The organism is Halorarius halobius, from assembly GCF_024298865.1.
GTDB classification, from domain to species: domain Archaea; phylum Halobacteriota; class Halobacteria; order Halobacteriales; family Haloarculaceae; genus Halorarius; species Halorarius halobius.
In genome coordinates, this window is the sequence record NZ_CP101161.1 from 252,598 (window position 1) to 276,198 (window position 23,601).

Sequence of the window (23,601 nt, forward strand, 5' to 3'; positions counted from 1 at the left end):
CGGCGCGACGGGCGCACTTCGCGTCCCTTCTGTCTCCGTTCGTGTCGTCACGGTCGGTCGATGCCACGGACCCAGTTCGGCGGAATGGCCCCCGTGAGCGTCGGCCGCGCCGGCCGCACTCACGAACGTATCACGTCCCCACATGGACGAACCGCTGTGAGGGTGGAGAGGTAAAGCGGGTCGCTACGTGGCTAGTGTGACCGGCCGAACGTTGATATGATTTCCCGCTGTCACAAGGATATGAGCCGACGAGGGGGAATCGGGTGGGGAGCCCTCGCCGACGCATCGATGGACGGCGTCGGACAGACGGAGGACGGTATCGTCGTCCGGGTGAACGAGGCGTTCGCGTCGGCGTTCGGCTACGCGTCCTGCGACGAGGTGGTCGGCCGACCGTGGCGCGACCTCTACCCACCGGACGCACAAGCCACGGTGGCCGATGAGGTGCTCCCGGTCGTCAGGGACGGCGAGACCTGGCGGGGCGACACGACGGGACTCCGGGCCGACGGGACGACGTTCGAGCAGACGCTGTCAGTCCGCCGAGGCGACGATGGAGCGGTGCTGTGGGTCGTTCGCGACGTGACCGAGCGCCACCAGTTGGAGGGAGAGCTCCGGGAGGAAAAGCGGTTCTTCGAGAACGTCATCGACGCGCTCGACGACGTCCTGTACGTCGTCGACGACGAGGGGACGTTCGCCGCCTGGAACGAGGAGCTCTGCGACCGGTTCGGCTACTCCGACGCGGAGATGGCGGACGTCGACCCTCGGTCGTTCCTCGCGCCGTCGGAGGCCGACGAACTCCCGCCGGACGCGGCCAACATGGTCGACCTCCCCGACCGGCACAACGTGGTCGACCTCGAGACGGCGGACGGCGAGTACATCACCCACGAACTGTACGGCGCGACGTACACCGACGAGCGGACTGGGGACAGCTACCGGGTCGGAATCGGCCGCGACATCACCGACCGCCTCGAACGCGAGCGGGCGCTCCAACGACGGCGCGACGAACTGGCGACGCTCGACCGCATCAACGAACTGCTGTTGGACACCGTCCGGGTGCTTCTGGGCACCGACAGCCGCGACGCCGTCGAGCGGACCGTCTGCGAGCGGCTGGCGGCCGACGACCGCTACCGACTCGCCTGGATCGGCCGCCCGACGCTCGACAGCGACGCCGCGGTCAGACGGACGACCAGCGCGGTGACCGGCGACGCCCCCGACGACCTCCCGGGCGACGAGGCGGTGCCGACGGCCGACGACGGCGCGGTCGGCCGGGCGCTGGCCGCCGGCGAGGTCGAAGTGTCCAGCGAGTCGCCCGTGCTGGGCACCGACGACGAGTCGGTCGCGGCCGTCCCGCTCCAGCACGACGACCACGTCCACGGCGCGCTGGTCGTCCACGCGTCGACCCCCGACGGGTTCACCGAGCGGGAGCGGGAAGGGTTCGCCGTGCTCGGTCGGACGGTCGGGTTCGTCGTCCACGCCGCCAGGAACCGGCAACTGCTGTTCGCCGACGCGGTCGTCGAACTCGAGTTCGTGGTTCCCGGCGACGGGAGCCTCCTGCAGGACCCGGCGACGGAACTCGACTGTGAACTGACGCTCGACGGCTACGTCGCCTCGGGGGCGAACTGGATACTGTACCTCGACGTCGACGGCGCCGCCCCGGACGTGGTCAGGGACGCGACGGCACCGAGCGACCGGGTAGAGCAGGCGCGGGTCGTGACGACCACCGGCGGGGGCGGACGGGTCGAACTCGTGGTCACGGAGTCGGCACTCCTCGACCGGGTCCAGCCGATGGGCGCGACGGTCCGCTCGGCGACGGTCGGTCCCGACGGTGGGCGGCTCACCATCGAGGCGCCAGTCGACGCCGACGTCCGTGACCTCGTCGACCACGTCCGGGACGCTTTCCCCGGCGCCACGCTCGTCTCCACCACCCGGTGTGACCGACCGCTCTCGGGGGGCGACAGGCCGGGCGGCCTGCTCGACGCGCTCACCGACCGCCAGCGCGAGGTGCTGGAGGCGGCCTACCGTGGAGGGTACTTCACCTGGCCCCGCGAGAGCACCGCCGAAGCGGTCGCGGAGTCGCTCGACATCGCGGCCCCGACCCTCCACGCCCACCTCCGAAAGGCCGAAGCCACCATCGTCTCGCGGCTCCTCGACGCCGACTGAACGTCACAGGCCGAACCGGTCGAGGAGCCCACTCTCCGCCACCTCGTCGCGCCACTCCTCGGCCAGCGCGCTCGCGTCCACCGCCGCCGGAAGCGAGTCGGGTCGCGCCTCCTCGACCACGTCGTCGGGGAGACAGTCCCAGTCGAGCACGTCCTCGCCGGGCGTGGCCCAGGTGTCGAACCCCGCGTCTTCGGCCGGCGGGCCGCCCCGGTTCTCCTGTGGCGGGGGGTGGTGGGCGTAGACCCCCTTGGGGTTCGGATACGTCCAGACGTGCATCATGCAGGGCGTGCGGCAGGGGAACGGGACCGTGGGGACGCCGTCGTCGGCGCGACGAATCGCGCGCGCCTTCTCGTAGCTCCACCACGCGAACCGGCCGGGGAGGCCGACGTGGTGGTGCCACGGTGAACACCGCTCGTCGTCGTCCTCGTACACGGTCGGTACCTCACCCAGAGCCTCGCCGGCGTCGGTGGCGACGAACATGACGCCGATGGGTCGCCACCAGCGGTTGTCGACGAGAACGGCCTCCGGTCGCTCGGGGTCGACGACCGAGCCGTTGCCGATGTAGCCCGGCTTCAGCCAGTGGGAGTAGCCGCCCGTCTCGGTCCGAAGCACGTCGAAGTAGGGGACGAACCCCTGTTCGATGAGCGACCCGACGGTCGCGTACCGGCGTTCGAGCGAGCGCTCGACGCGGCGACGCAACCGGACGGTCTCGGGATGCCCGTCGGCGCAAGCGGCCGTCGCGGCCGTCTCGCAGTGACGCATCGCCGGGCGCCGGGTCGCGTCCGGGCAGTCCCCGACCGTGCCGCCGGCGGCGGTGCCGACGGCGGCGACGCCGAGGCCTCCGCCGGTCGCCCGAAGTAGTGTGCGTCGCGTCAGGTCGCTGGGCAGGGGAGACATGGACCGGACCACGACGCCCGCGCCGATAGTTAATATCGGCCATCCGGCCGGTACGCTCGGCTTGCGGACGGACGGCGCGGAGTAACGTCGGGTTTCGCCTCGGAGGTGAAGCGAGATGTCAGACCGGGGGTTCGTCGGGGGTGCCGTCGATGCGGGAGACGACCTCGTCGATGTCGACGGCGTCCTCGATGGCCTCCATCACCGACTCGCGGTGGCGCACGTCCTCCGGGTCGGCCTCGTAGGCGCGGACGTACTCGGCGCGGGTGTGCTCGGAGAACGCGTGCCGGATGGCGAAGTAGCCGTCGGGGACGACGGTGCCACACACCGCACACTGGTGCCGGTCGTGCTCGCTGGCCTGGTGGACCAGCAGGTCCTCCGCCCGGTCGGCCTCGTGGCCACACCCCTCGATAGCGCACGTCCACATGCCCCGAGCGTGGACGGGCCCACCTATAAGCGGTTCGGGGGGTTCTCAGCCGCTGAGAAACCGGTCACTCACCGAGACGCTCCCTGCGCTCGTCGAACTCCTCGTCGCTCAGGTCGCCGCGGGCGTAAGCCATCCGGAGTTCGCGGACTGCGGGGTCCCCGCCGCCGTCCCGGCCGGTCAACAGACGGTACAGCGCGTAGCCGCCCACCCCGAGTACCACCAGAGGCAGGAGTAGCGTCCCGACCCACCAGAGGCCGCCGCCCGACCCCATCATCCCGGGCCCCATCCCCCCGCCGGTGTACCAGTAGCCCATCATCGGCATCATCAGCCCCATCACCAGCAGGGGTGCAAACAGGAGCACGCCGAGCACGACCAGCGCGATGCGGAGGAGGTCGTCGGAGTCGCTCATGATTACAGCTACGACGTGAACGGTGATAAGGAGTTCCGTGAGTCGGACGCGCGGGTCCCTATCAGAACGGCTAAACCGCTACCGCCGGAACCCGCTCGCGTGTTCCGGGTCGACCCACACGTCAAGATACTCGACGAACGGGTGGTCGAGCGGGCCAAGCGACGCGGCCTCGACGCCGTCGTGTACGCGCCCCACTTCCGGCGTTTGCCGGAGATACGCGCCCGCGCCGAGCGGTTCTCCGACGACGAGTTGCTCGTCGTGCCGGCCCGCGAGGTGTTCACCGGGTCCTGGCGGAACCGAAAACACGTCCTCGCGCTCGGGCTCTCCGAGCCCGTCCCGGACTTCATCACGCTCGACGGCGCGTTCGACGAGTTCCGCAGGCAGGACGCGACGGCGCTGGTCCCCCACCCGGAGTTCGCCACCGTCAGCCTCGGCGTCGCGGAGATACGCGAGTACGGCGACGCGATTCGGGGCGTCGAGACGTACAACCCGAAACACCGCCGGAAACACAACGAGCGGGCCCGCGAGGTGGCCGCGGAGACCGGCCTGCCGACGTTCGGGTCGTCGTACGCCCACCTCCACGGCACCGTCGGGGAGGTGTGGACGGAGTTCGAAGGCACCGCCGACACGATGGAGGACGTGGTGGCGGCGTTCCGCTGGGGCGAACCCCGGCGCGTGTTCCACCGCCCCGGCACCGGCCACCACCTCCGTCGCCACGCCGAGTTCGCCCACCTCGCCTACGAGAACACCTGGAAGAAACTCGACCGCCTGTTCCTCTCGGGGACCGAACCCACCCACCCCCGCCACGTCGCCTACGACGGCCGGTTCGACGACGTGTCCTGCTACTGACCGAACATCGCGGTGGTGTTGGTCGCGCTACCCGCGTCGAACGGGAGCGACCCCACCAGCGACTCGACGGCGCCCGGCACGACGTGAATCAGCACCGCGGCCGCCCCGAGTTCCAACAGGGTGACCACGAGCGTCACCGCGTCGGCGTACGACGAGGAAGTGGTCACGCCCGTCGGGGAGCCGAACTCCTTGCTCCAGACCGGATAGAACAGGGCGATGCCCCGCTTGCTCCCCACCACGTCGAGCACGTAGTGGGTAAGCACGCCTATCCAGACGAACTGGAGGTTGCCGAAGTACAGCGGGTACGCGACGAACAGCGCCAGCACCGGGAGGTTGTGGAGCGTCTTGCGGTGTTTGCCGAACGCGGTGTCGACGTCGGGGAACAGCGCGCCCAGCGTAATGGGGATGAACACCTCCGCGATGGTGCGGAACGTCTCCACGTCGCCCGACGGCTCCAGCACGTAGCCGAGACCGATACCCAGCAGTGCGGCGTTCAGTACGTGACCCTTCTTGTTCATCTACCGGCGACGACACGCGGAGGGATTACAAGGGTTGTCACCGCGTCCGGCGGTACCGCCGCCGCTCGACGGCCGACAGCAGGTCCGAAAGCGCCTGTCGGGCGATGCGCTCCTTGATTTCCAGCCGCGTGCCGTCGAACTCGTAGCGCTCGACGGTCGTGGTCGTCTCGCCGGTGCCCCACTCGCCGCGGTAGGCGACGCCGACGAAGACGGTGCCGACCGGCTTCTCCGGCGTGCCCCCCGACGGCCCCGCGATGCCAGTGGTGGCGACGCCCCACGTCGTCCCGGCGGTGTCGCGGGCGCCCGCGGCCATCTGTCGGGCGACGGGCGCGGAGACGGCGCCCTCGGAATCGAGCGTCTCCCGGTCGACGCCGACCAGTTCCATCTTCGCGTCGTACGAGTAGGTGCACAGCGCCCGGTCGAAGTAGTCCGACGACCCGGGCACGTCGGTCAACAGCGAGCCGATGAGCCCGCCGGTACACGACTCGGCGGTCGCGACCGTCGCGTCCGTCTCACGGAGCGCGTCCCCGACCTGTTCCTCGGCGGGCGGGTCCGCAGCGAACTCGCGCATACCGGACGGAGGGGAGCCGGGCGCTTGAATCCATCTGCGTCGAACGCCCGCCTGCGTCGAACGCAACACCGAACACGGACGCGCGTCGAGAGGGAGCCATGAGCTACGACGAGCCGCTGTTCTTCCAGGTGATGGCGTACGCGGACGAGGCCGACCGCGACGTCGTCGACATGGTGAGCGGCAACCCCGACTGGGAGCCACCCGAACCGCTCCGCGAGGGGCTCCGCGAGTTCGCCGACGCGCCGGTCGAACAGTATCAGTACCCTCCCAGCGAGGGGCTGGCCGCGTTGCGCGAGGAGATAGCCGCCCGCCGCGGCGTCGACGTCGAGCGGGTCGTCGTCACCAACGGCGCGGGCGAGGCGAACTACCTGGCGATGGCCTGCGGGCTGGAGGCCCACCCCGGGAACGAGGTCATCCTCACCGACCCGGTCTACCCGTACTACTCCGGGCGGACGGAGATGCTCGGCGCCGACGCCCGGTTCGTTCCCGTCGACGACGACGGACGCCTCGACCCGGCCGACGTGCGCGAGGCGGCCGGCGACGACACCGCCCTGATAGTGGCCTGCTCGCCGAACAACCCGACCGGGGCGGTGTACGGCGAGGAGGTGAAGCGCGAACTGGCGGCCGTCGCCGAGGCCAACGACGCGCTGTTCGTCTCCGACGAGGTGTACGACCACTTCGACTTCTCGGGGCGGTTCTTCTCGGCGCTCGGCTGTGACTCGCCGAACGTCGCCGTCACGAACGCGTTCTCGAAGTCGATGGCCGTCACGGGCCTCCGGGTGGGGTACGCGGTGCTTCCGGAGCGACTGGTCGGCCCCGCCCGGACCCGCCACATGCTCGTCAACGTCGCAGGCGCGGCGCCGAGCCAGCACGCCGTCCTGAACGCGCTCCGGGAGACGCCGCCGGACTACTACGAGCGGAACCGCGAGATGTTATGCGACCGGGTCGACGCCTTCACCGACGCGCTCGACGAGGCGGGCGCCGACTACATCACGCCCGAGGGGGCGTTCTACGTGCTCGCCCGGTTCGACGACTACCCGGGGACGCTCGACAACGTCGAACGGCTCATCGACGAGGCCGGCGTCGCGGGCATGCCCGGCGAGGCGTTCGGCACCGCCTACGACGACTGGATACGGTTCGCGCTGGTGACGCCGCGCGCGGTGGCGGCCGCAGAGCGGCTGGCGGAATATTTCAGGTGAGCGGGAAGGTACCGAAATAACGTGGCATCCGATTCATTGCCGTTCGGGAGCAAGACGCCACAGTGGTGTCATGAGCGAGTCGTCGGGCGATGGCGGTCACGGCCCACAGTACGAATGTACGGGCGACCGGTCGGTCACGGTAGCGACGCTGGAAGCCGTCGCGGCGTGTACCGGACAGCGCCTCGAGGAGTTGCCGCCGCTGTACGAGGCCGTGCCGCCGGATGCGCTCGAGGCAATACGCGACCCCCACGGCGACGACCGCCTCGCGAAGCTCGCCTTCTGCTACTGCGAGCACCACGTGACGGTCTGGAGCGACGGCACCATCGAGATACGCGGCGACCGGTGAGTCGACCGGCGACCGTGCGGACCGCCGGCCGAGCGGACGCAACGGGACCGGCGTTCCCGTACACTCAAGTGCGACACGGGTACCACCGATAGTATGGCTCGACCTGGCACCGCCGGGGGCACGGTCGAGGAGCTGGTGTTCGACGTCTCAGCCGCGCCGTTCCCGTTCGTCGGTGTCTCGGCGACCGAGGACTGCGAAATACTGCTGGACAGGATGTTGCCCCGCGGGGACGGCCGGTACGCGGAGTTCTTCAGCGTCGACGGCGTCGACCCCCACGAGATCGTCGACCGGGCCGACGATGACGAGCGCGTCGACCCGCGGGTGCTCGTCGACGGGGAGGGTGAGGGGTTCGTCGAGTTCGTCGTCGAGGAGAGCTGTCCCGCCCTCGAACTGGCCGAGCTCGGGGCCGTCCCGCGTGACGTGGTGGGCCGCCACGGCGAGGGTCGCATCGTCGCGGAGGTGCCACCCCACCGGACGGCGTCGACGGTCGCCGCCGCCTTCCTCGAGACGTACCCCGAAACCGAACTGACCGCGAAACGCGAGACGGAGCGCACGAGCCCGGTGTTCACCAGCCACGAGTTCGACCAGTTGGTCGACGAGCGGCTCACCGACCGCCAGCGCGAGGTGCTCGAAGCCGCCTACGAGGCGGGCTACTACGAGCGCCCCCGCGAGACGACCGGCGAGGAGCTGGCCGAACGGCTCGACATCGCCGCCTCGACGTTCACTCAGCACGTCCGGGCCGCCGAGCGGAACCTGCTGTCGATCCTCTACGAGCGCGGCTGAGACGCCCCCAGCTTTTCCCGCGTGGCCGTCGTCGGTTCTGGTATGGTAGACGAAGACCTCGGTACGGCGACCATCGTGTACGACGACCCGGGCGAGGGCACCGTCGAACACACCGTCGAGAACGAACACGTCGCGTACTTCCAGGACCACTGGATAGTGAAGATGGAGGAGACCGACGACGGCGACGTGGTGCGCCGCATCCCGAAGGAGCGCGTCCACTACGTCGAACGCGAGGTCGAGGAGTTCCGCGAGGAGGTCGGCACGCTCACCAACCAACTCGAGTCCGTGGCGGACGACCTGCGCGAGCGACTGCTCGGGTCGGACCGGCGTAGCAACGAGGGGCCGACCCGCGTCGACGTGCAGTCCGGCGGGGAGAGCGACGACGACCGCTGAGCCGCGGAAGCGACATCCTTACCGGCGGCACTCGCGGAGAGGGGGTATGCGCGACCGCTTCGAGATACGGGACCAGGACGCCGCCGGCCGCATCGGCGAACTCGAGGTCCCCCGCGCGGGCGTCACGGTCGAGACGCCCGCTCTCCTCCCCGTCATCAACCCACACCTCCAGACGGTGCCGCCCGCCGAGATGGAGGCCGAGTTCGGCGCGGAGATACTCATCACCAACGGCTACATCTTCTACGGAAGCGATGAGTTCCGCGACCGGGCGCTCGACGAGGGACTCCACGACCTCTTCGAGTTCTCGGGCGCCATCATGACCGACTCCGGCTCGTTCCAGCTCGCGGAGTACGGCGACATCGACGTCGACACGCCCGAGATACTGCAGTTCCAGCACGACATCGGGAGCGACATCGCCACGCCCGTCGATATCCCGACGCCACCCGACGCCGCCCGCGAGCAGGCCGAACGCGACCTCGCGGTCACGCAGGAGGCGCTCGAGACGGCCGAGGGCGTCGACGTGGGGGAGATGCTCGTCAACGCGCCCGTCCAGGGGTCGACGTACCCCGACCTGCGCGAGGCGGCCGGCGCTCACGCCGCCGGCACCGACCTCGACGTGTTCCCCGTCGGCGCGGTGGTGCCGCTGATGAACGACTACCGCTACGCCGAGATGGTCGAGGTGGTGACCGCGGCCAAACGGGGACTCGGTCCCGCGGCGCCGGTCCACCTGTTCGGCGCGGGCCACCCGATGATGTTCGCCTTGGCCGTCGCGGCGGGCTGTGACCTGTTCGACTCGGCGGCGTACGCGCTGTACGCCCGCGACGACCGCTACCTGACGGTCCGGGGGACCGAACATCTCGCGGACCTCGATTACCTCCCCTGTTCGTGTCCGGTCTGTGCCGACCACACGCCGACCGAACTCCGCGCCGAACCGGACGACCGCCGCGAGTACCTGCTCGCGCGCCACAACCTCCACGTCACGTACGCGGAACTCCGGCGCGTGAAGCAGGCGCTCCGGCGGGGGACCCTGCTCGAACTCGTCGAACAGCGGGCCCGCGCGCACCCGGCGATGGTCGACGGCTACCGCGCGCTCCTGGACGAGGCCGACCACCTCGAACGGACGGACCCGACGACGAAGGACGCGTTCTTCCACGTCTCCGCCGAGTCCGCGCGACGGCCGGAGGTGCACCGGCACCACGACCGACTCGACCGCCTGCCGGTCGACGGCGAGACGGTCCTGCTGACGGAGGGGGAGAACAACCGCCGGTTCGACGCGACCTGGCGACTGAAACCCCCGTTCGGGCCGTTCCCGCGTGCGCTCTCGAAGACGTACCCCCTGAACGCGGAGGTGCCCGACCGCCTGGAGCGGGCGGCCTACGAGGCCGCCGCCGACGGCGTCGCGCGACTGGCCGAGGCGAACCCGGGCGTCGCGTTTACCGTCGGCCACTTCGACTGGCCGCCGAGCGCGCTCGACCACCTGCCCGACGGCGTCGACACCATCGACCTCAGCGAGGAGGACGGGCCGGGCGACGACGCGTAGTCAGGCGAACGCGAGGAGGCGCTCGTCGGTGGCGACGAACAGGCGGCCCCCCGCGGGGACGGCGTCGAGCACGTGCCGGCCATCGGGGAGGTCGAGGCGACCCCGTTCGGCGCCGGTCGCGGCGTCGAGACGCAAGAGCGCGTCGCCCGGGTCGGGGCCGTCGGTCGACCGCGTCGACCGGACCACGAGAACGTCGTCACCGACGACCAGCGGGCGGGAGTAGGCGTGGTACGGGCCCGGTTCGGGGTCGGGGCCGACGTCCCACAGCAGGTCGCCCGACGAGAGGTCGCGCGCCTGCACGCGACTCGGGTAGTCGCTGTGGACTTCGAGCGTGTACAGCACCGCGTCGGGCGTGACTGCGCCCACCTCGAAACTCGGGCGGGCGACGCCCTGTCCGTCGTCGGTTGTGCCGTCGCCGACGTGGTCGCTCTCGACGTGCCACTCGACGGAGCCGTCCGCAAGCGAGAACGCACGGAGCGTGCCGGGGAAGTGGCTCCCGACGAGGCGGCCGTCCCTGGCGGCGACGGTGTCGCAGGCCGCCGCCCCGCGCCACAGCGTCTCGCCGCTCGCCGGGTCGAGCGCGACCGGGCCGGCGTCGTGTGCCGCGTAGACGGCCGCCGTCTCGCTCACGGCCACGTCCATCGCCCAGCCGTCGACCGTCGTGTGCCAGCACTCGACGCCGGTGCGGGCGTCGAGCGCCCGAATCGACGTCCGGTCCGGGTCGCTGTCGGCCAGTCGCCGGGACGCGAGGAGGCGCCCCCCGGCGACGGTTCGGGGGACGTGGTAGCCGACGCCGCCGTGCCACAGCGGCGCCCCGTCCGCGAGCGACCGGGCGCCGAACCCCCCGTCCGGCCCGGCCGTATCCGTCGCGGCGAACCCCAGACCACCGGCGGCGAACGGTTGTCCCACGCCGACGCGGTCGGCCCGTCGCGTCCAGAGCGTCCGACCGTCGTCGAGCGAGACGGCGAACACGAGGTCGTGCGGGGCGGCCTGCACCCCGAGGAGCGCGACGCCGTCGGCGACGACCACCTCGGTGGTGGTGGACACCCCGCCGACCGGCCACTCGCGTTTCCACGCCCGTTCGAGCGGCCAGTCCGGGGCGGCGCGTGCCGGCGCGTGGCCGGTGTTCGCGCGGTCGTGCCGGGGGAACGGCCAGTCGGTCGGGTCGGTGACGAACGGCGCCGGGTCACAGTCGCGGCCGGCGAGCCAGTCCGGCACGGCGTCGGCAGTCCGGACGCCGGCGACGTAGCCGCCGACGCCGGTGGTCGCGAGACCCGCGGCGGCGAGCGCCTGCCGGCGGGAGATGGAGGGCGAATCGGGCATACGTCGACTCGGGAACCGGGCGACAAAGGCCCATCGGCCGAAGAGGGAAGCCCCTTAACGGTCGGCGCCGGAGGACCGGCAATGACCGACCACTTCGAGGTTCACGAGCGCGACGGCCCCGCGCGGCTGGCGGAACTCCGCCTCGCCGACCCCCTGCGGACGCCGGCGCTCGTGGACGGCGTGCTCCACGACGCCGGGAGCCTCTGGCGCGAGGACCAGCCGGCACCCGAGGGCGACGACGACCGGCTCACGGTCCTGCGCCACCGCGCGTTCCCCGCGGGGACCGACCCCGAAGTCGCCGACGCCTTCCAGGTCGACTACCCGGACGTCGAGTTCCCGAGCGCCGCGGTCGTGAACCCCGAGACGGCGGCCGACTACGGCGCCGACGCCTACGTGCTGTCGGGGGCCGCGGGGCTCGCCGGGCACGCCGAGGCGTTCCTCGATGCCCTGCTCGCGGTGAAGGACGCGACGCCGGCCGACACCGCGCTGTACGCGCCGGGCGCGGCGACGCCCGCCAACGCCGCGACGCTGGCGTGGGCCGGCGTCGACCTGTTCGACTCCGACTACGCGTACGTCCGTGGCACCGAGGGGTTCTACCTCCACACGGACGGTGAGCAGTTCCTGGAGGACCTAGAGGAACTCCCCTGTGCCTGCGAGGCCTGCCAGCAACCCCGCGCGGAGTTCGACCGTCGGGACTGTGCCGAGCACAACGTGAACGCCCTGCGGGCGGAGCTGGCCCGCGTGCGCCAGCGCATCCGCCGGGGGCGGCTCCGCGACTACGTCGAGGGGCAGGCGCGCCACGAGGCGTGGACGACGGCGCTGTTCCGACGGCTCGACCAGCAGTACGCCTACGTCGAGCAGCGGACGCCGATACTCCGGCGCAACGAGCTTCTGGCGGCCAGCGAGGACACCCTGAACCGCGCCGAGATACAGCGGTTCGCCGACCGCGTGACGACGCGCTACCGGTGCCGGTTCGAGGACGCGCCGCTCGTGCTCGTCCCCTGCTCGGCGCGCAAGCCGTACAGCGAGTCACAGAGCCACCGGCAGTTCTCGCGGGCCGTCGGCTACCGGGGCCACCTCGTCTCGATGACCTCGCCCATCGGCGTCGTCCCGAACGAACTCGAACTCACCTACCCGGCACAGCACTACGACTCCGTCGTCACGGGCGAGTGGTCCGAAGGCGAGTACGCGTTCGTCGCGGAGGTGCTGAAACGCTACCTCGAACGCAACGGCGACTGCTACCCCGAACTGATAGCGCACGTCCCCGACGACTACCGGCCCATCTGTGAGCGCGTCGAGGAGGCGCTGGGCGTCGAGTTCACCTACACCGTCGCGGACCACCCGACGACCGACGCGTCGCTGTCGAACCTCTCCGAGGCGCTCGACGGCTACTCCCAGTACTCGAAGCGCGAGCGGGAGCACAACACCGTGCGGGCCGTCGCGGACTACCTCATCGGCGACGGCGCGGGCGATGCGGTGTTCGACGACATCCGGACGGGCGCGTACTACCCGAAACTGCGCGTGAACCACGAGGGCGAGCAACTGGCGACGCTGGTCGCGCAGTACGGTACGCTCTCCTTCACGCTGGCGGGCGCGCACAAGTGGGTCGACTCCGAGGCGCCCACGAAGCGGGTCGACATCGACCCGTTCGTCCCGCAGGGGAGCGTGCTCGCGCCGGGCGTCACGGACGCCAGCGACGACATCCGCCCGGGCGACGAAGTCGTCGTCGAGGGCGAGCGGTGTTTCGCCGTCGGCCGCGCCGAGATGTCCGGCCCCGAGATGGCCGAGTCGACGCGGGGCGTCGCCGTCGAGGTGCGGCACAGCGAGACGCGGTGAGCGCGAGCGGAGCGAGCGCGACCCGCGTCTCGGACCGGCGAGCGGCGACGCGGCGAACGGCGAGGAGCGGTACCCCTAACACCCAGGCGTGACAGCCCCCGGGCGTGACTTCCCGCTCGCCAGCCCTCCCCTACGCGGCTATCGCGGTGCTCGTCCTGCTGAACGGCGTCGTGCGCGGCGTTCGACAGTACCTCCCGATACTGCTCACCGACGACGGGTTCGGCCCCGGCGCGCTGACCGGCGTCCTGCTCGGGATGGACGTGGTGCAGGCGCTGTTCGTCCCCGTCGGCGCCGTCGTCCTCGGCTACGGGTTCGCCGAGACGCTCGACGTGGAGAACCGCCTCGGCGTGACGGCCGCCGTCACGTATCTGCTCGCAGTCGTCGGCTACCTCGTCGGCTTCGGCGCCGTGCTCCTGCTCGTTCCCGAAGCGTCCAGCACCGGGTCGCTACTCAGGAACCTCGCGGCGGCGGCCGTCGTCGGTCTCACGAACGGCCTGTCGGCCACCGTCGCCGTCGTCGCCGGCGCGGCCGTCGGCCGCCTCCGATAGGGCGGAAGCCTTTCCCCGCGGCCACCCCCACGCCCGTGCATGGACGAACTCGACCTCGCCATCCCGAAGAGCATCCTCGACTCGTTGCCCGAGGAGGGGCCGACCGGACAGGACATGGAGCGGGCGCTGGAGGACTACCAGCGGCGCGTCAACCACGCCATCCGCGAGGCCGACGACGACGCCGAGGCCGCCGCGACGGCGCTGGACGTCATCGAGCATCTGGAGTCGCGAGCGCAGACGTACGACGACTTCGTACCGGAACTCCGGGCGTGGGGCCAGTCGCCCATCTACGCCATCGCGTGGCGGAACTTCTGTGTCTCGCTCATCGACCAGTTCTACGAACACGAGGCGCTCGCCGAGCGACTAGACCGCGAGCGCAACGCCCGAATCGTCGACGACGGCATCCGCCTGTCGGATATGTACCGCGACTGACTTCGGACCCGGCACCGAGCAACTACCGACGCGCTGGAGGCGGGGTCACCGCGAATCCGGTCCGCCACAGTGATATCAACCTCCGTATAATTTATTCACCGCGTCGCCGAGAATATATCAATTAAGAAACACCTATTAGCCCTGGTCGAGTGGTGAAACCACTGATGACAGGGGGAGGGGGTCTTCACCGGAGACAGTCGTACCGTTCACCACAGCAGACAGCGACCGGGGAACGATGGCACCGACGCTGACGGCCGGCCAGGCGTCCGCAGTCGCGTTCGTCTTCCTGCTGGTCGTCTCGCCGATCGCCGTCAGCGCGTCCATCTCGGGCGCCGCGACGAACGCCGTCGCCGCGACGACCCAGGAGGGGACGCCGACGGCGACCACGACACCGACGGCGACCACGACACCGACAGCGACGCCGACACCGACGCCAGCGGGGATAACGGCGACGGCGACCACGACACCGACCGACGGGACACCTATCGAATCAGGGCCGTCGGGCGGCGGGAGCGGCGTGAACGTCACCGGGAGCGTCGTCCGCGCCGACGGGACGCGCGGCGGCGACACCGTCGGGGCGAAACGCGCCTCCATCGACAGCCCCGGCGTCACGACCACGAACGCCAGCGGCGGCTACAGGCTGGGACTGCCCTCGAACGGCACGTTCACGAACGTGTACGCGCAGGGTGATTTCAAGAACGGCACCGGCCAGATGCCCCGCGACGGGTCGCCCGACATCTTCGCACTCGGCGTGATTCAGACGGGAACGACCGACGTCCACCTCGGGGAGACGACGCTTCCCCAGGGGTACGTGGTCGACGTGTACGTCAACGACACCGCGGGCAACCCCGTCGAGGGCGCGACGGTCGGGTTCACCCACCGGAACGGCGCCGCGAACGCCACGTGGGTCAATCAGACGGCCGCCGACGGCCACGTCTACCCGTTCCAGATCACGTCGCTGAACGACCCCGGACTCGAACTCACCGGGTCGGTCCAGGTGCTCGTCTTCCCGCCCGAGGGGAGCCTCACGGAACCGGTCGTTCGGAACCTCACGGTCGACGGCCCGCGGAACGTCACCGCGACCTTCCAGGCGCCGGCGAGCGGCGACGTAACCGTCGAGGAGCCGGTGTACGCCGGCTACGGGCCCGCGAAGTTCCGGGTCCGCAACGAGACGAACGTCCCCGAGAACGTCACCTACTACTGGTCGTTCGGCGACGGGAGCGACGCCGGAACGCTCACCGACACGAACGAGACGGCCCACCGCTACCGGCGACCCGGCGACTACCGCGCCAGCGTCAGCGTCGCCGAGAACGGCACCGACAGCCTCCTCTACTCGGACTCGGTCAACCTCACCGTCCTGCCGGCCGGGACTGCCGACCTCGTGGTGAACCGGAGCGACGTGAACGCCTCGCAGAACGTCACGTTCCGCGTGACGAACGTGTCGCTGGCCGTGAACGACAACGTGAGCTTCTACTCGTGGCGGTTCGGCGACGGGTCGGGCGCTTTCACGACCCACCCGACCAACCAGACCGTCCACGCGTACGCGGCCAACGGCACCTACACCGCGAGCGTGACCGCGTACAACCGGACGGAGACGCGACTGTTCACCGCCATCCGGAACGTGACCGTCGGCTCGGGCGAGTCGAACCAGCCGCCCAGCGCCTACTTCGAACCCAACCGGACCACAGTCGAGGTGGGCGGCCCCATCCGGTTCGGAGCCACCGACACGTTCGACCCCGACGGCACCGTCATGGAGTTGCGCTGGGACCTCGACGGCGACGGAGTCACCGACGCGACGACCGCCGACCCGAGCGAGAACCTCGTGTACGCGTACGGGACGGCGGGAAGCTTCAACGCGACGCTGACGGCCGTCGACGACGACGGCGCCACCGACAGCCACGTTCGGACCATCACCGTCGAGGAAGCGGGCGAGTCGAACCAGCCGCCCGACGCCGTCCTCGGCGCGAACCGGACGACCGTGTCCGAGGGCGAGGCGGTGCGGCTCGACGCCTCGGACTCGCTGGACCCCGACGGCTCAATCGTGGAGTACCGCTGGGACCTCGACGGCAACGGTATCGTCGACACGACGACCCAGCCGCCGACCGACAGCGTGACCACGAGCTACGCGACGGCCGGCGTCTACGACCCCACGGTGACCGTCGTCGACAACGACAGCGCGACGGCCTCGGACACGGTGACTGTCAGCGTGCAGTCGGCCGTCGAGCCGGTGGGCGGCGCGTGGCCCCAGTTCCACTTCGACGCGGCCAACAGCGGCTACAACGCTTCCGCGCGCGGGCCCGCGGCGCCGGTCGAGACGGTCTGGAACGCGAGCAACCTCGCGGCTGAACCGCTCGCCCCGGCCGTCTGGAACGGAATGGTCGTCTCCACGGAGGACCCCAGCGTGCTCGCGTACGACGCGGGAACCGGCACGCTCGAGTGGAGCAACTACCTCCAGCCGCCCGGGTACAGTCTGCGCGACGACGGGGAGCGGTTCGACCTGACCTCCGCGCCGACCGTCGTCGACGGCGTCGCGTACGTCGGTGCGTTCTGGAACGACTCCAGCGCGAACACCACCTACGAAATCGTGTACGCGCTCGATGCCACCACCGGGGACGAGCTCTGGAACGTCTCCCGACCGGCCGAGTGGAACGGGTTCTTCGCGGACGGCATCGCGGTGGCCGAACCGAAGGTCGTCGGCGACAGGCTCGTCGTCACCTCCGCGGTCAGCGACAGCGTGTTCGTGGTCGATACCGGCGGGAGCCACGCCGAACTGTGGCGCGACGACCTCCAGGACCGGCACGCGAGCCAGGTCCGGTCGCCGCCCGCAGTCGCCAACGATACGGTCGTCGTCACCCAGGGCTGGGGCGACAGCGACCCCGGCTACGTGTACGCGTTCGACCTCACGACCGGGGAACATCTCTGGAACCACTCGCTTGGATACAACTACGACGGTGCCGCACCGGCCATCGCGGACGGCGTCGTCTACCTCGCGGGCGACGGCACGCCCACGTACGCCTACGACCTCGAAACGGGCACCGAACTCTGGTCCGGGGCCGAGGGGTACGTCGGCGTCGACGGCTCCCCCGCCGTGACCGAGAATCTCGTCGTCGTCGGCAAGGGCTGGACCGCCGAAGCCTCCGCGGGCATCCCCGGCGGCGTCCGCGCGCTCGACCGCGACACCGGCGAACTGGTGTGGGAGTTCAACGCCAGCGGCCCGGTGTCGGGCGCCCCCGCCGTGGCCGGGAACAGCGTCTATCTCGCGACGACGAACGCCTCGGTGTACTCGCTGGACCTGGCGACGGGCGCCCAGCAGTGGTACTACGACCTCGGGATGACGGAGCGGTGTGACTACAACTACACCTCGCGGAGCTGTGACTACATCCCGACGCCGAAGCCGGTGTACGTCGCGCCTGCCGTCGCCAACGGGAGCCTGTTCGTCCGCGCCGGCTCCAACGTCGTGAGCGACCGCGCCATCTACGCGATACGGACCGCCGAGGCGACCGGCGGCTTCGACGGCGACCTCGTCGCCACGCCCGAGCCGGCGTACGCGAACGCGACCGAGGTGACGCTCTCGCTGACGAACACGAGCGGCACCACGCCCGACGAGTACCGGTGGACGTTCGGCGACGGTGCGACGAACCGGACGACCCACCCCGACGCCGACGCGACCCACGTCTACGGCGCGGCGGGAACCTACACCGCGCGGGTGAACGTGTACGACGCCGGCGGCTCGCTACTTGCGACCGAGACGACGACCGTGACCATCAGCCAGCCGACCGGCGACCTCGTCGCCGTGCCGACGACGGCGGACGCCAACGTCACGAACGTCACGTTCCGGCTCCGGAACGTCACGGGTCCGACGCCGGCGTTCTACTCGTGGGACCTCGACGGCGACGGCCAGTTCGAGGCGTCGACGAGCCACCCGGACACGGACACGAACTACACCTACGCCGGGCCGCTCGGGGAACGCACACCCCGCGTCGTCGCCAGCGACGACGGCGAGCGGCGACTGTTCGCCGCCGAGACGACCGTCGACGTGGTCGACCGGATTCCACCCGTCGCCCGGGCGGGCGCCCCCGACTCGGTGGCGACCGGCGCCGACTTCGTCGTGAACGCGAGCAACTCGACCGACAACCACCGCATCGCCACCTACACGTTCGCGCCCGATTCGGGCGCGCCGGTGACGACGGCCGACCCGACGGCGACGCTGTCGTTCGCCACCGGCGGCACCCACGCGGTGAACGTGACGGTGACCGACGAGAGCGGCAACGCGAACACGACGACAGTCGACGTGTTCGTCCGCGAGGCGCCGGACCTGACCGTCGAGGTGGCGGCCAACGGCACCCAGCGACTCACCGACGGGGTGACCGCGAACGTCACGGTCACGAACGACGGCACCGACACCGCACGCGGCGTCGCGGTGCGGCTGAACGCCAGCGCCCGGGTCAGCTACTACCGGACCGCCGAGACGTCGTTCGACCGGACGCTGGGCGACCTCGCCCCCGGCGAGTCGGCGACGACGACAGTCGAGTTCACCGACTGGGCGGAGGGTAACGTCTCCGGGTCGCGGCCGCGGGTCGACCTCGTGGCGACCGCCGACCCCGCCGACGCCGTCGCCGAGAGCGACGAGACGAACAACGTCGCCGAGAACGCCACCGAGGTCGGCTACAGCGACCTCGTGGCGTACGTGTACGTGCCGTACAACTCCATCACGGACGAGCCGACCGAGGTGGAGGTGCGGTTCTACAACCGTGGCAACCTCCCGAGTCCGAGCCACGAGGCGACGCTCGACTACGGCGACGGCTCGATGAACGTCACGCTGTCGGTGCCGTCCATCGACCCCCGCCGCGACTACGAGACCACGCGGAACCACACGTTCCCGGCCGGTCGCCACCGCGTCGTCGTGAACGTCACCGACGACCCCTCGCAGGCGTACAACGTCGACACCGACGTCACCGACACGGAAGCGTTCTCGTTCCGTCTCAGCGGCCCGGACGCCCCCTCTGAGATAGAGCGCGGCGGGACGTTCTACGTGTACGCGACGGGGCGGTCGAACTTCGCCGCCGACCAGAACGCGTCGCTATCGCTTCCCGACGGGCTGGAACTGACGGACCGCTACCCGGTCGACCAGCGCGCGGTCACGGACAGCTACGTCCGCTACCGCTGGGAAGTCCGTGCGGTCAACGAGAGCGACGGGAGCCCGTACGAGGTCGGCGTCTCGGCGGCCTCCCGCGACCAGACCGACGGCGGCAACGTCTCCGTGTCGGTCATCACGCCGCGGGTCCGCGTCGAGGACAGCGGTTCGGTCGCCGTGACCGACAGCGGAACCCGGACGACCACCCTCGACGTGCGCAACGAGACGACGTTCGACCACTCGCTGTCGCTGACCGCACAGCTCGGCCCGCAGGGCCGGACGCTGGCGGGCCTCGACTACCTGTTCGACTACCCGCACGGCTGTGTCGAGCAGACCACCTCGCCGATGCTGACGGCGCTGAACACGGACAAGTACTACCGCGAGAACCCCGCACCTGGCGGCTACGACGAGCAACGGACGAACGACAGCATCGCGGTCGGCGTCGAGCGGCTCTCGACCGGCGAGGACGCCCAGCACGACAACGGCGCCTGGAGCATGTGGGGCAACGACCCCAGCGGCGACATGTACTACACGGCGTACGCGCTGTTCGGCACGAGTTCGGTCGCCAACGACCCCGTACAGGGGGCGCGACCGGGCGTCAGCGCGGACCTCTCGGCGGTGAACGTCAACGAGACGGTGTTCTGGCTCGAATCGAATCAGGCGGCCGACGGCCGGCTGGCCAACGACAAGCACTACTTCGACGACGACGACGCGATGACGGGCTTCGCGCTGGTCGCGCTCGACCGCGCCGGCCCGTTCAACGCCTCCGCGACCGCGGCGGCCGACCGCCTGCGTGCGAACGCCACCGCGTATCTCGTCGCCTCGCAACGCGCCGACGGCTCGTGGGGCGACGACGAGAGCAACGCCATGTCGACGGCACTCGCCCTGTGGGGCCTCTCGGTCTCCGGCGAGGACACCCCGGCGGTGAACGACGCCGTCGACGCGGGCGTCGCGTGGCTCGTCGCCAACCAGGGGGCGAGCGGCGACGACGCCGGCGCGTGGACGGAGACCCGCTCCGGGTCGTGGCGCTCGACCGGGACGACCAGCGAGACGACCGGCTACGCGGTGCTGGCGCTCAACGAGACCGGACTAGCCGCGACGAACGACACCGTCGCCGCCGGGACCGCCTATCTGGTCGGCACCTACGACGCCGAGGGCTCGTGGGGGTACACCCGCGCGAGCGCCGTCGCCATCGAGGCGCTGTTGACGCTCGGCGTCGACGGCGCCGCGCCCGACCAGTCGGTGACGGTGCGGTTCGGCACCGCGGCGAACCCCGACCTCGTCAACCGGACGCTGTCGGTCGACGAGACGACGCCGCGGCGGACGCTGTCGCTCACCGACAGCGAGTTACAGACGTTGCGCGACGCCGGCCCGCCGATACAGGTGACCGTCGAGGCCACCGGCACGGGCCAACTCGTCGTCGGCGTCGAGAACGACCAACTCGTCGACGCCGACGAGTACGACGCGAACACCGGAGGTGCCTGAGAATGCGGAGATTCACTATCGTCTGTGCGGCCGTGGTACTGCTCGCCGCCGTCGCGCCCCTCGTGGCCGTCGGGTCGACCCCGCCGGCGTTCGGCGCGACGGTCGAGTTGCCCGACCAGTTCAAGGTCGGCGAGAACGAGGTGCGCGTCGTCGTCGACAACACCGCGAGCGACGACGTGCTGTTCAGCCCCATCGTCGAGGTGCCGCTGGGCACCTCGCTGTCCGCGCCGTCGCCCGACCCGCACGTCGAGGCGTCGGGTGCCGAGCGGACCTACTCGGTGCAGAACGCCAGCTACCGGAGCGGGCAGTCGCTGTACGTGTACGGCGAGGAGGTGCCCGCCGGGGAGACGCGGACCTACGCCTTCACGCTCGTCGTCGACGAGGCGGGCGACCGGACCGTCGAGGCCGACGTCCGGCCGCTGTACAACGAGCCGAACAACGTCCGCGACGCGGTGACGGCGACGGCGCTGGGCGTCGGCACGCTCAACGTCGAGGTGACTGACGGCGCCGGGGCGACGATGACCGGAGCCGCCGTCGACGTCGACGGCACCGAGCGGACGGGTGGCGACCTCTCGCTGTCAGTCGTCGAAGGCTCGTACGCCGTCGGCGCCACTGCGGCGGGCCGAGCCTTGCCGTCGGTGAGCGTCGACGTGGCGCCGGGCGACGAGGCGAACGTCTCGTTCGTCGCGCCCGACTCGCTGGTCGCCCCGCGGGTGCTCGCCACGACGGCCAACGGCTCCGTGGCGGCCGACAGCGTCGTCCGGCAGACGACGCAGGCCGGTGACGCGACGCGGCCGACGACGTTCGAACTCTCCGTCGTCGTCGACAGCGACGACGGGACGAGCGTCGTCGGGGTCGCGCCACCCCCCGAGATACCGGGGTCGTTCGCCGGCGTCTCCGCGACGGTCGACGGCACCCCGACGCCGGTGACGACCGCCGAGGACGGCACCCTGCTGGTCGAGACGACCGGCCCCGGACCGCACGACGTGACGCTCTCGCTCGAGGGCTACGCGACCGGCGACGCCTCCGGCGACGGCACCGTCGACGCGGGCGACGCCAGACGCATCGCCGAGGTGGTCGCCGGCGGCGGCGTGGCGACCGGCTACGCCGACGTGAACGGCGACGGCGAGGTCACCGCGGTCGACGCGATGCTCGTCGCCCAGTACGAGCAAGGTAATCGTGACGCGGACTACCGGAGGGCGGACTGATGCGTGACCGCATCCTCGCGCTGGTCTGCGTGCTCGCGCTCGTGACCGCCGGCGTCGGCCTCGCGGCCGGCACCCAGTCGACGCCGACGGTCGGCGTCGACGCTCCGAACGCCGTCGCGGTCGGCGGCACCGCATCCGCCAGCCTCGTCGTCTCGGACGTGGCCGACCCCGACGGCGTCGGCTCGTTCACGGTCAACGTCAGCTACGACCCGTCGGTCGTCTCGGTGACGGCAAGCGGTACCTCGACGTTCGACGTGGAGACGTCGACCCCGGCGCCGGGCGTGCTCCGCATCGTCGGCTACACCGGCGAGTACCCCGGGCCGAACGGGACGGTGACGCTCGCGGCGCTCCAGGTTGACGGCGACTCCGCGGGGTCGAGCACGCTCGACGCGAGCGTCGAGACGCTGACCGACGCGGACGGCGACGCGCTGTCGAACACGACGACCGGCGAGTCGATAACGGTCACCTCGAGCGGGCCCAACGACCCGGGTGACGACACCGACGGGACCGACGGCACCTCCGGCGACACGGGCGGTTCCGCCGGCGGCACCACCGGAACCGCCTCGGGCACCGCGGACGTGTCGGTCACGTCGGCGTCGCTGTCGGCGACCGAGGTGACGGTCGGCGAATCCGTGACCGTCTCCGCGACCGCCGAGAACACCGGCGACGCCGACGGCTCGGTCGACCTCGCGCTGTCCATCGACGGGAGCGACACGGGCACCAGCCGCCTGCTCGATGTGCCCGCGGGCGAGACGCGGAGCGGGTCGGTGACGACGACGTTCGACGCGCCCGGCGAGTACGAGGTGGCGTTCGGCGGCGTCACCGCCGGCACGGTCACCGTGACCGACGACGGCTCGGCGCCGACCGCCACGCCGACCCCGAGTGCGACGCCAGTCCCAGGGACGCCCACCGCGAGCGCGACGCCGACGGCGAGTGCGTCGCCGACCAGTTCCCCGACCGAGCAGACGCCGAGCGGCGCGGCCCAGCCCGGGTTCGGTGTGCTGGCGGTCCTGCTGGCGGCGCTGGTCGCCGCGGGACTCGCGGCCCGGCGCTAAGTCTAAGTGGGCGTCGGCCCGACCCGCTCTAGCGAGTCGAGCACGCGGAAGGAGAGTTCTCGACCCGTTATCTCGCCGGCACGGTACGCGTCGAGCCACGCCGACCGGACGTGCCAGCGGGCGACGGCCGTGCCGTCGCCGCGGACGATGGTGGCCTCGAGGCGGTCGACGTCCCACCCCTCCTCGACTTCGCGCAGGAAGCCGCCGGCTATCTGCCCGATCTCGGCGCTCAACTGGTCGTAGTCGCCACCGGCCGGTTCGTAGCGGAGCGTGACCGTCCCGCCCGACCCGCCGAGCGACGCCACGGTGACGCCGCGGGCGTCGAGATACGCCGCGAACGACTCGCGTGAACCGCCCGGCGTCGACCGCTGGGGCGCCGGCGTCGCCGTCGGTGACGGCGTTCGCGTGGGCGTCTCGGTCGACCCCCCGGCACACCCCGCGAGCGCAACCCCACACCCCACGAGAAAGCTCCGGCGTCGCATCCTGTCAGTACG

At 71.0% G+C, this 23,601-nt stretch carries 20 protein-coding genes; 13 read left to right on the top strand and 7 right to left on the bottom strand.

All coding sequences use genetic code 11. From position 1 onward, the window contains the following. Positions 1–240: 240 nt before the first annotated feature. Positions 241–2,157: a bacterio-opsin activator domain-containing protein gene (locus tag NL112_RS01250; RefSeq protein ID WP_255150809.1), complete on the top strand. Its 1,917-nt coding sequence runs from the start codon at positions 241–243 to the stop codon at positions 2,155–2,157. A gap of 3 nt (positions 2,158–2,160) precedes the next feature. Here NL112_RS01250 and NL112_RS01255 read toward each other — a convergent pair whose 3' ends face one another. From NL112_RS01255 to NL112_RS01265, 3 genes are all read right to left on the bottom strand, one after another. Next, on the bottom strand, positions 2,161–3,054 hold the full coding sequence (locus tag NL112_RS01255; RefSeq protein WP_255150810.1) for a hypothetical protein: 894 nt from the start codon (positions 3,052–3,054) through the stop codon (positions 2,161–2,163). A 118-nt stretch (positions 3,055–3,172) separates the two neighbouring features. After that, complete coding sequence (locus tag NL112_RS01260) at positions 3,173–3,478, bottom strand: DUF7565 family protein (protein ID WP_255150811.1); 306 nt, start codon at positions 3,476–3,478, stop codon at positions 3,173–3,175. A gap of 64 nt (positions 3,479–3,542) precedes the next feature. Then, positions 3,543–3,887 carry an SHOCT domain-containing protein gene (locus NL112_RS01265; RefSeq protein ID WP_255150812.1) on the bottom strand — a complete coding sequence of 115 codons (345 nt, stop codon included), beginning with the start codon at positions 3,885–3,887 and terminating at the stop codon, positions 3,543–3,545. Between the two features lie 99 nt (positions 3,888–3,986). Between NL112_RS01265 and NL112_RS01270 the strand changes: the two genes are divergently transcribed. After that, positions 3,987–4,736 (top strand): PHP-associated domain-containing protein, encoded by a 750-nt coding sequence (locus NL112_RS01270; RefSeq protein ID WP_255150813.1) that lies wholly within the window; start codon positions 3,987–3,989, stop codon positions 4,734–4,736. Here the strand turns inward: NL112_RS01270 and NL112_RS01275 are convergent. Both NL112_RS01275 and NL112_RS01280 read right to left on the bottom strand, forming a co-directional pair. After that, positions 4,730–5,254 carry a metal-dependent hydrolase gene (locus NL112_RS01275; RefSeq protein WP_255150814.1) on the bottom strand — a complete coding sequence of 175 codons (525 nt, stop codon included), beginning with the start codon at positions 5,252–5,254 and terminating at the stop codon, positions 4,730–4,732. The two genes, NL112_RS01270 and NL112_RS01275, sit on opposite strands and share 7 nt — an antisense overlap. Before the next feature lie 37 nt (positions 5,255–5,291). Further along, positions 5,292–5,825, bottom strand: coding sequence for a CinA family protein (locus tag NL112_RS01280; RefSeq protein ID WP_255150815.1), 534 nt, complete (start codon positions 5,823–5,825; stop codon positions 5,292–5,294). 98 nt (positions 5,826–5,923) lie between these two features. Between NL112_RS01280 and NL112_RS01285 the strand changes: the two genes are divergently transcribed. From NL112_RS01285 to tgtA, 5 genes are all read left to right on the top strand, one after another. Next, a complete protein-coding gene (locus NL112_RS01285) occupies positions 5,924–7,024 on the top strand; it encodes a pyridoxal phosphate-dependent aminotransferase (protein ID WP_255150816.1) in 1,101 nt (366 codons plus the stop codon). A gap of 70 nt (positions 7,025–7,094) precedes the next feature. After that, a complete protein-coding gene (locus NL112_RS01290; protein WP_255150817.1) occupies positions 7,095–7,370 on the top strand; it encodes a HalOD1 output domain-containing protein in 276 nt (91 codons plus the stop codon). 93 nt (positions 7,371–7,463) lie between these two features. Further along, positions 7,464–8,153 carry a helix-turn-helix domain-containing protein gene (locus NL112_RS01295; protein ID WP_255150818.1) on the top strand — a complete coding sequence of 230 codons (690 nt, stop codon included), beginning with the start codon at positions 7,464–7,466 and terminating at the stop codon, positions 8,151–8,153. 42 nt (positions 8,154–8,195) lie between these two features. Next, positions 8,196–8,546 (top strand): hypothetical protein, encoded by a 351-nt coding sequence (locus NL112_RS01300; RefSeq protein ID WP_255150819.1) that lies wholly within the window; start codon positions 8,196–8,198, stop codon positions 8,544–8,546. 46 nt (positions 8,547–8,592) lie between these two features. Beyond that, a complete protein-coding gene (gene tgtA, locus NL112_RS01305) occupies positions 8,593–10,086 on the top strand; it encodes a tRNA guanosine(15) transglycosylase TgtA (protein WP_255150820.1) in 1,494 nt (497 codons plus the stop codon). Here tgtA and NL112_RS01310 read toward each other — a convergent pair whose 3' ends face one another. Further along, a complete protein-coding gene (locus NL112_RS01310; RefSeq protein WP_255150821.1) occupies positions 10,087–11,409 on the bottom strand; it encodes an outer membrane protein assembly factor BamB family protein in 1,323 nt (440 codons plus the stop codon). Between the two features lie 81 nt (positions 11,410–11,490). On the opposite strand from NL112_RS01310, the gene arcS reads away from it, so the two are divergent. The 6 genes from arcS to NL112_RS01340 all read left to right on the top strand — a co-directional run bounded on the left by arcS (position 11,491) and on the right by NL112_RS01340 (position 23,107). Next, on the top strand, positions 11,491–13,245 hold the full coding sequence (arcS, locus tag NL112_RS01315; protein ID WP_255150822.1) for an archaeosine synthase subunit alpha: 1,755 nt from the start codon (positions 11,491–11,493) through the stop codon (positions 13,243–13,245). Between the two features lie 104 nt (positions 13,246–13,349). Continuing rightward, entirely contained in the window at positions 13,350–13,793 is a 444-nt protein-coding gene (locus NL112_RS01320) for a hypothetical protein (RefSeq protein ID WP_255150823.1), read from the top strand. A gap of 39 nt (positions 13,794–13,832) precedes the next feature. Continuing rightward, a complete protein-coding gene (locus NL112_RS01325; RefSeq protein ID WP_255150824.1) occupies positions 13,833–14,225 on the top strand; it encodes a DUF7971 family protein in 393 nt (130 codons plus the stop codon). A 235-nt stretch (positions 14,226–14,460) separates the two neighbouring features. Then, positions 14,461–20,844 (top strand): PKD domain-containing protein, encoded by a 6,384-nt coding sequence (locus NL112_RS01330; protein ID WP_255150825.1) that lies wholly within the window; start codon positions 14,461–14,463, stop codon positions 20,842–20,844. Between the two features lie 2 nt (positions 20,845–20,846). Beyond that, positions 20,847–22,052 (top strand): dockerin type I domain-containing protein, encoded by a 1,206-nt coding sequence (locus tag NL112_RS01335; RefSeq protein WP_255150826.1) that lies wholly within the window; start codon positions 20,847–20,849, stop codon positions 22,050–22,052. Next, positions 22,052–23,107, top strand: a complete 1,056-nt coding sequence (locus NL112_RS01340; protein WP_255150827.1) for a CARDB domain-containing protein — start codon at positions 22,052–22,054, stop codon at positions 23,105–23,107. Before NL112_RS01335 ends, NL112_RS01340 begins: the two co-directional genes overlap by 1 nt. A gap of 2 nt (positions 23,108–23,109) precedes the next feature. Here the strand turns inward: NL112_RS01340 and NL112_RS01345 are convergent, their stop codons facing one another. After that, complete coding sequence (locus NL112_RS01345) at positions 23,110–23,589, bottom strand: DUF8159 domain-containing protein (protein ID WP_255150828.1); 480 nt, start codon at positions 23,587–23,589, stop codon at positions 23,110–23,112. Between the last annotated feature and the right edge of the window lie 12 nt (positions 23,590–23,601).

Bases quoted from the DNA above. Each gene is read 5' to 3' on its own strand.
- NL112_RS01250 (WP_255150809.1), top strand. From the start codon at position 241: ATGAGCCGACGAGGGGGAATCGGGTGGGGAGCCCTCGCCGACGCATCG.
- NL112_RS01255 (WP_255150810.1), bottom strand. From the start codon at position 3,054: ATGTCTCCCCTGCCCAGCGACCTGACGCGACGCACACTACTTCGGGCG.
- NL112_RS01260 (WP_255150811.1), bottom strand. From the start codon at position 3,478: ATGTGGACGTGCGCTATCGAGGGGTGTGGCCACGAGGCCGACCGGGCG.
- NL112_RS01265 (WP_255150812.1), bottom strand. From the start codon at position 3,887: ATGAGCGACTCCGACGACCTCCTCCGCATCGCGCTGGTCGTGCTCGGC.
- NL112_RS01275 (WP_255150814.1), bottom strand. From the start codon at position 5,254: ATGAACAAGAAGGGTCACGTACTGAACGCCGCACTGCTGGGTATCGGT.
- NL112_RS01280 (WP_255150815.1), bottom strand. From the start codon at position 5,825: ATGCGCGAGTTCGCTGCGGACCCGCCCGCCGAGGAACAGGTCGGGGAC.
- NL112_RS01285 (WP_255150816.1), top strand. From the start codon at position 5,924: ATGAGCTACGACGAGCCGCTGTTCTTCCAGGTGATGGCGTACGCGGAC.
- NL112_RS01290 (WP_255150817.1), top strand. From the start codon at position 7,095: ATGAGCGAGTCGTCGGGCGATGGCGGTCACGGCCCACAGTACGAATGT.
- NL112_RS01295 (WP_255150818.1), top strand. From the start codon at position 7,464: ATGGCTCGACCTGGCACCGCCGGGGGCACGGTCGAGGAGCTGGTGTTC.
- NL112_RS01300 (WP_255150819.1), top strand. From the start codon at position 8,196: ATGGTAGACGAAGACCTCGGTACGGCGACCATCGTGTACGACGACCCG.
- tgtA (WP_255150820.1), top strand. From the start codon at position 8,593: ATGCGCGACCGCTTCGAGATACGGGACCAGGACGCCGCCGGCCGCATC.
- NL112_RS01310 (WP_255150821.1), bottom strand. From the start codon at position 11,409: ATGCCCGATTCGCCCTCCATCTCCCGCCGGCAGGCGCTCGCCGCCGCG.
- arcS (WP_255150822.1), top strand. From the start codon at position 11,491: ATGACCGACCACTTCGAGGTTCACGAGCGCGACGGCCCCGCGCGGCTG.
- NL112_RS01325 (WP_255150824.1), top strand. From the start codon at position 13,833: ATGGACGAACTCGACCTCGCCATCCCGAAGAGCATCCTCGACTCGTTG.
- NL112_RS01330 (WP_255150825.1), top strand. From the start codon at position 14,461: ATGGCACCGACGCTGACGGCCGGCCAGGCGTCCGCAGTCGCGTTCGTC.
- NL112_RS01335 (WP_255150826.1), top strand. From the start codon at position 20,847: ATGCGGAGATTCACTATCGTCTGTGCGGCCGTGGTACTGCTCGCCGCC.
- NL112_RS01340 (WP_255150827.1), top strand. From the start codon at position 22,052: ATGCGTGACCGCATCCTCGCGCTGGTCTGCGTGCTCGCGCTCGTGACC.
- NL112_RS01345 (WP_255150828.1), bottom strand. From the start codon at position 23,589: ATGCGACGCCGGAGCTTTCTCGTGGGGTGTGGGGTTGCGCTCGCGGGG.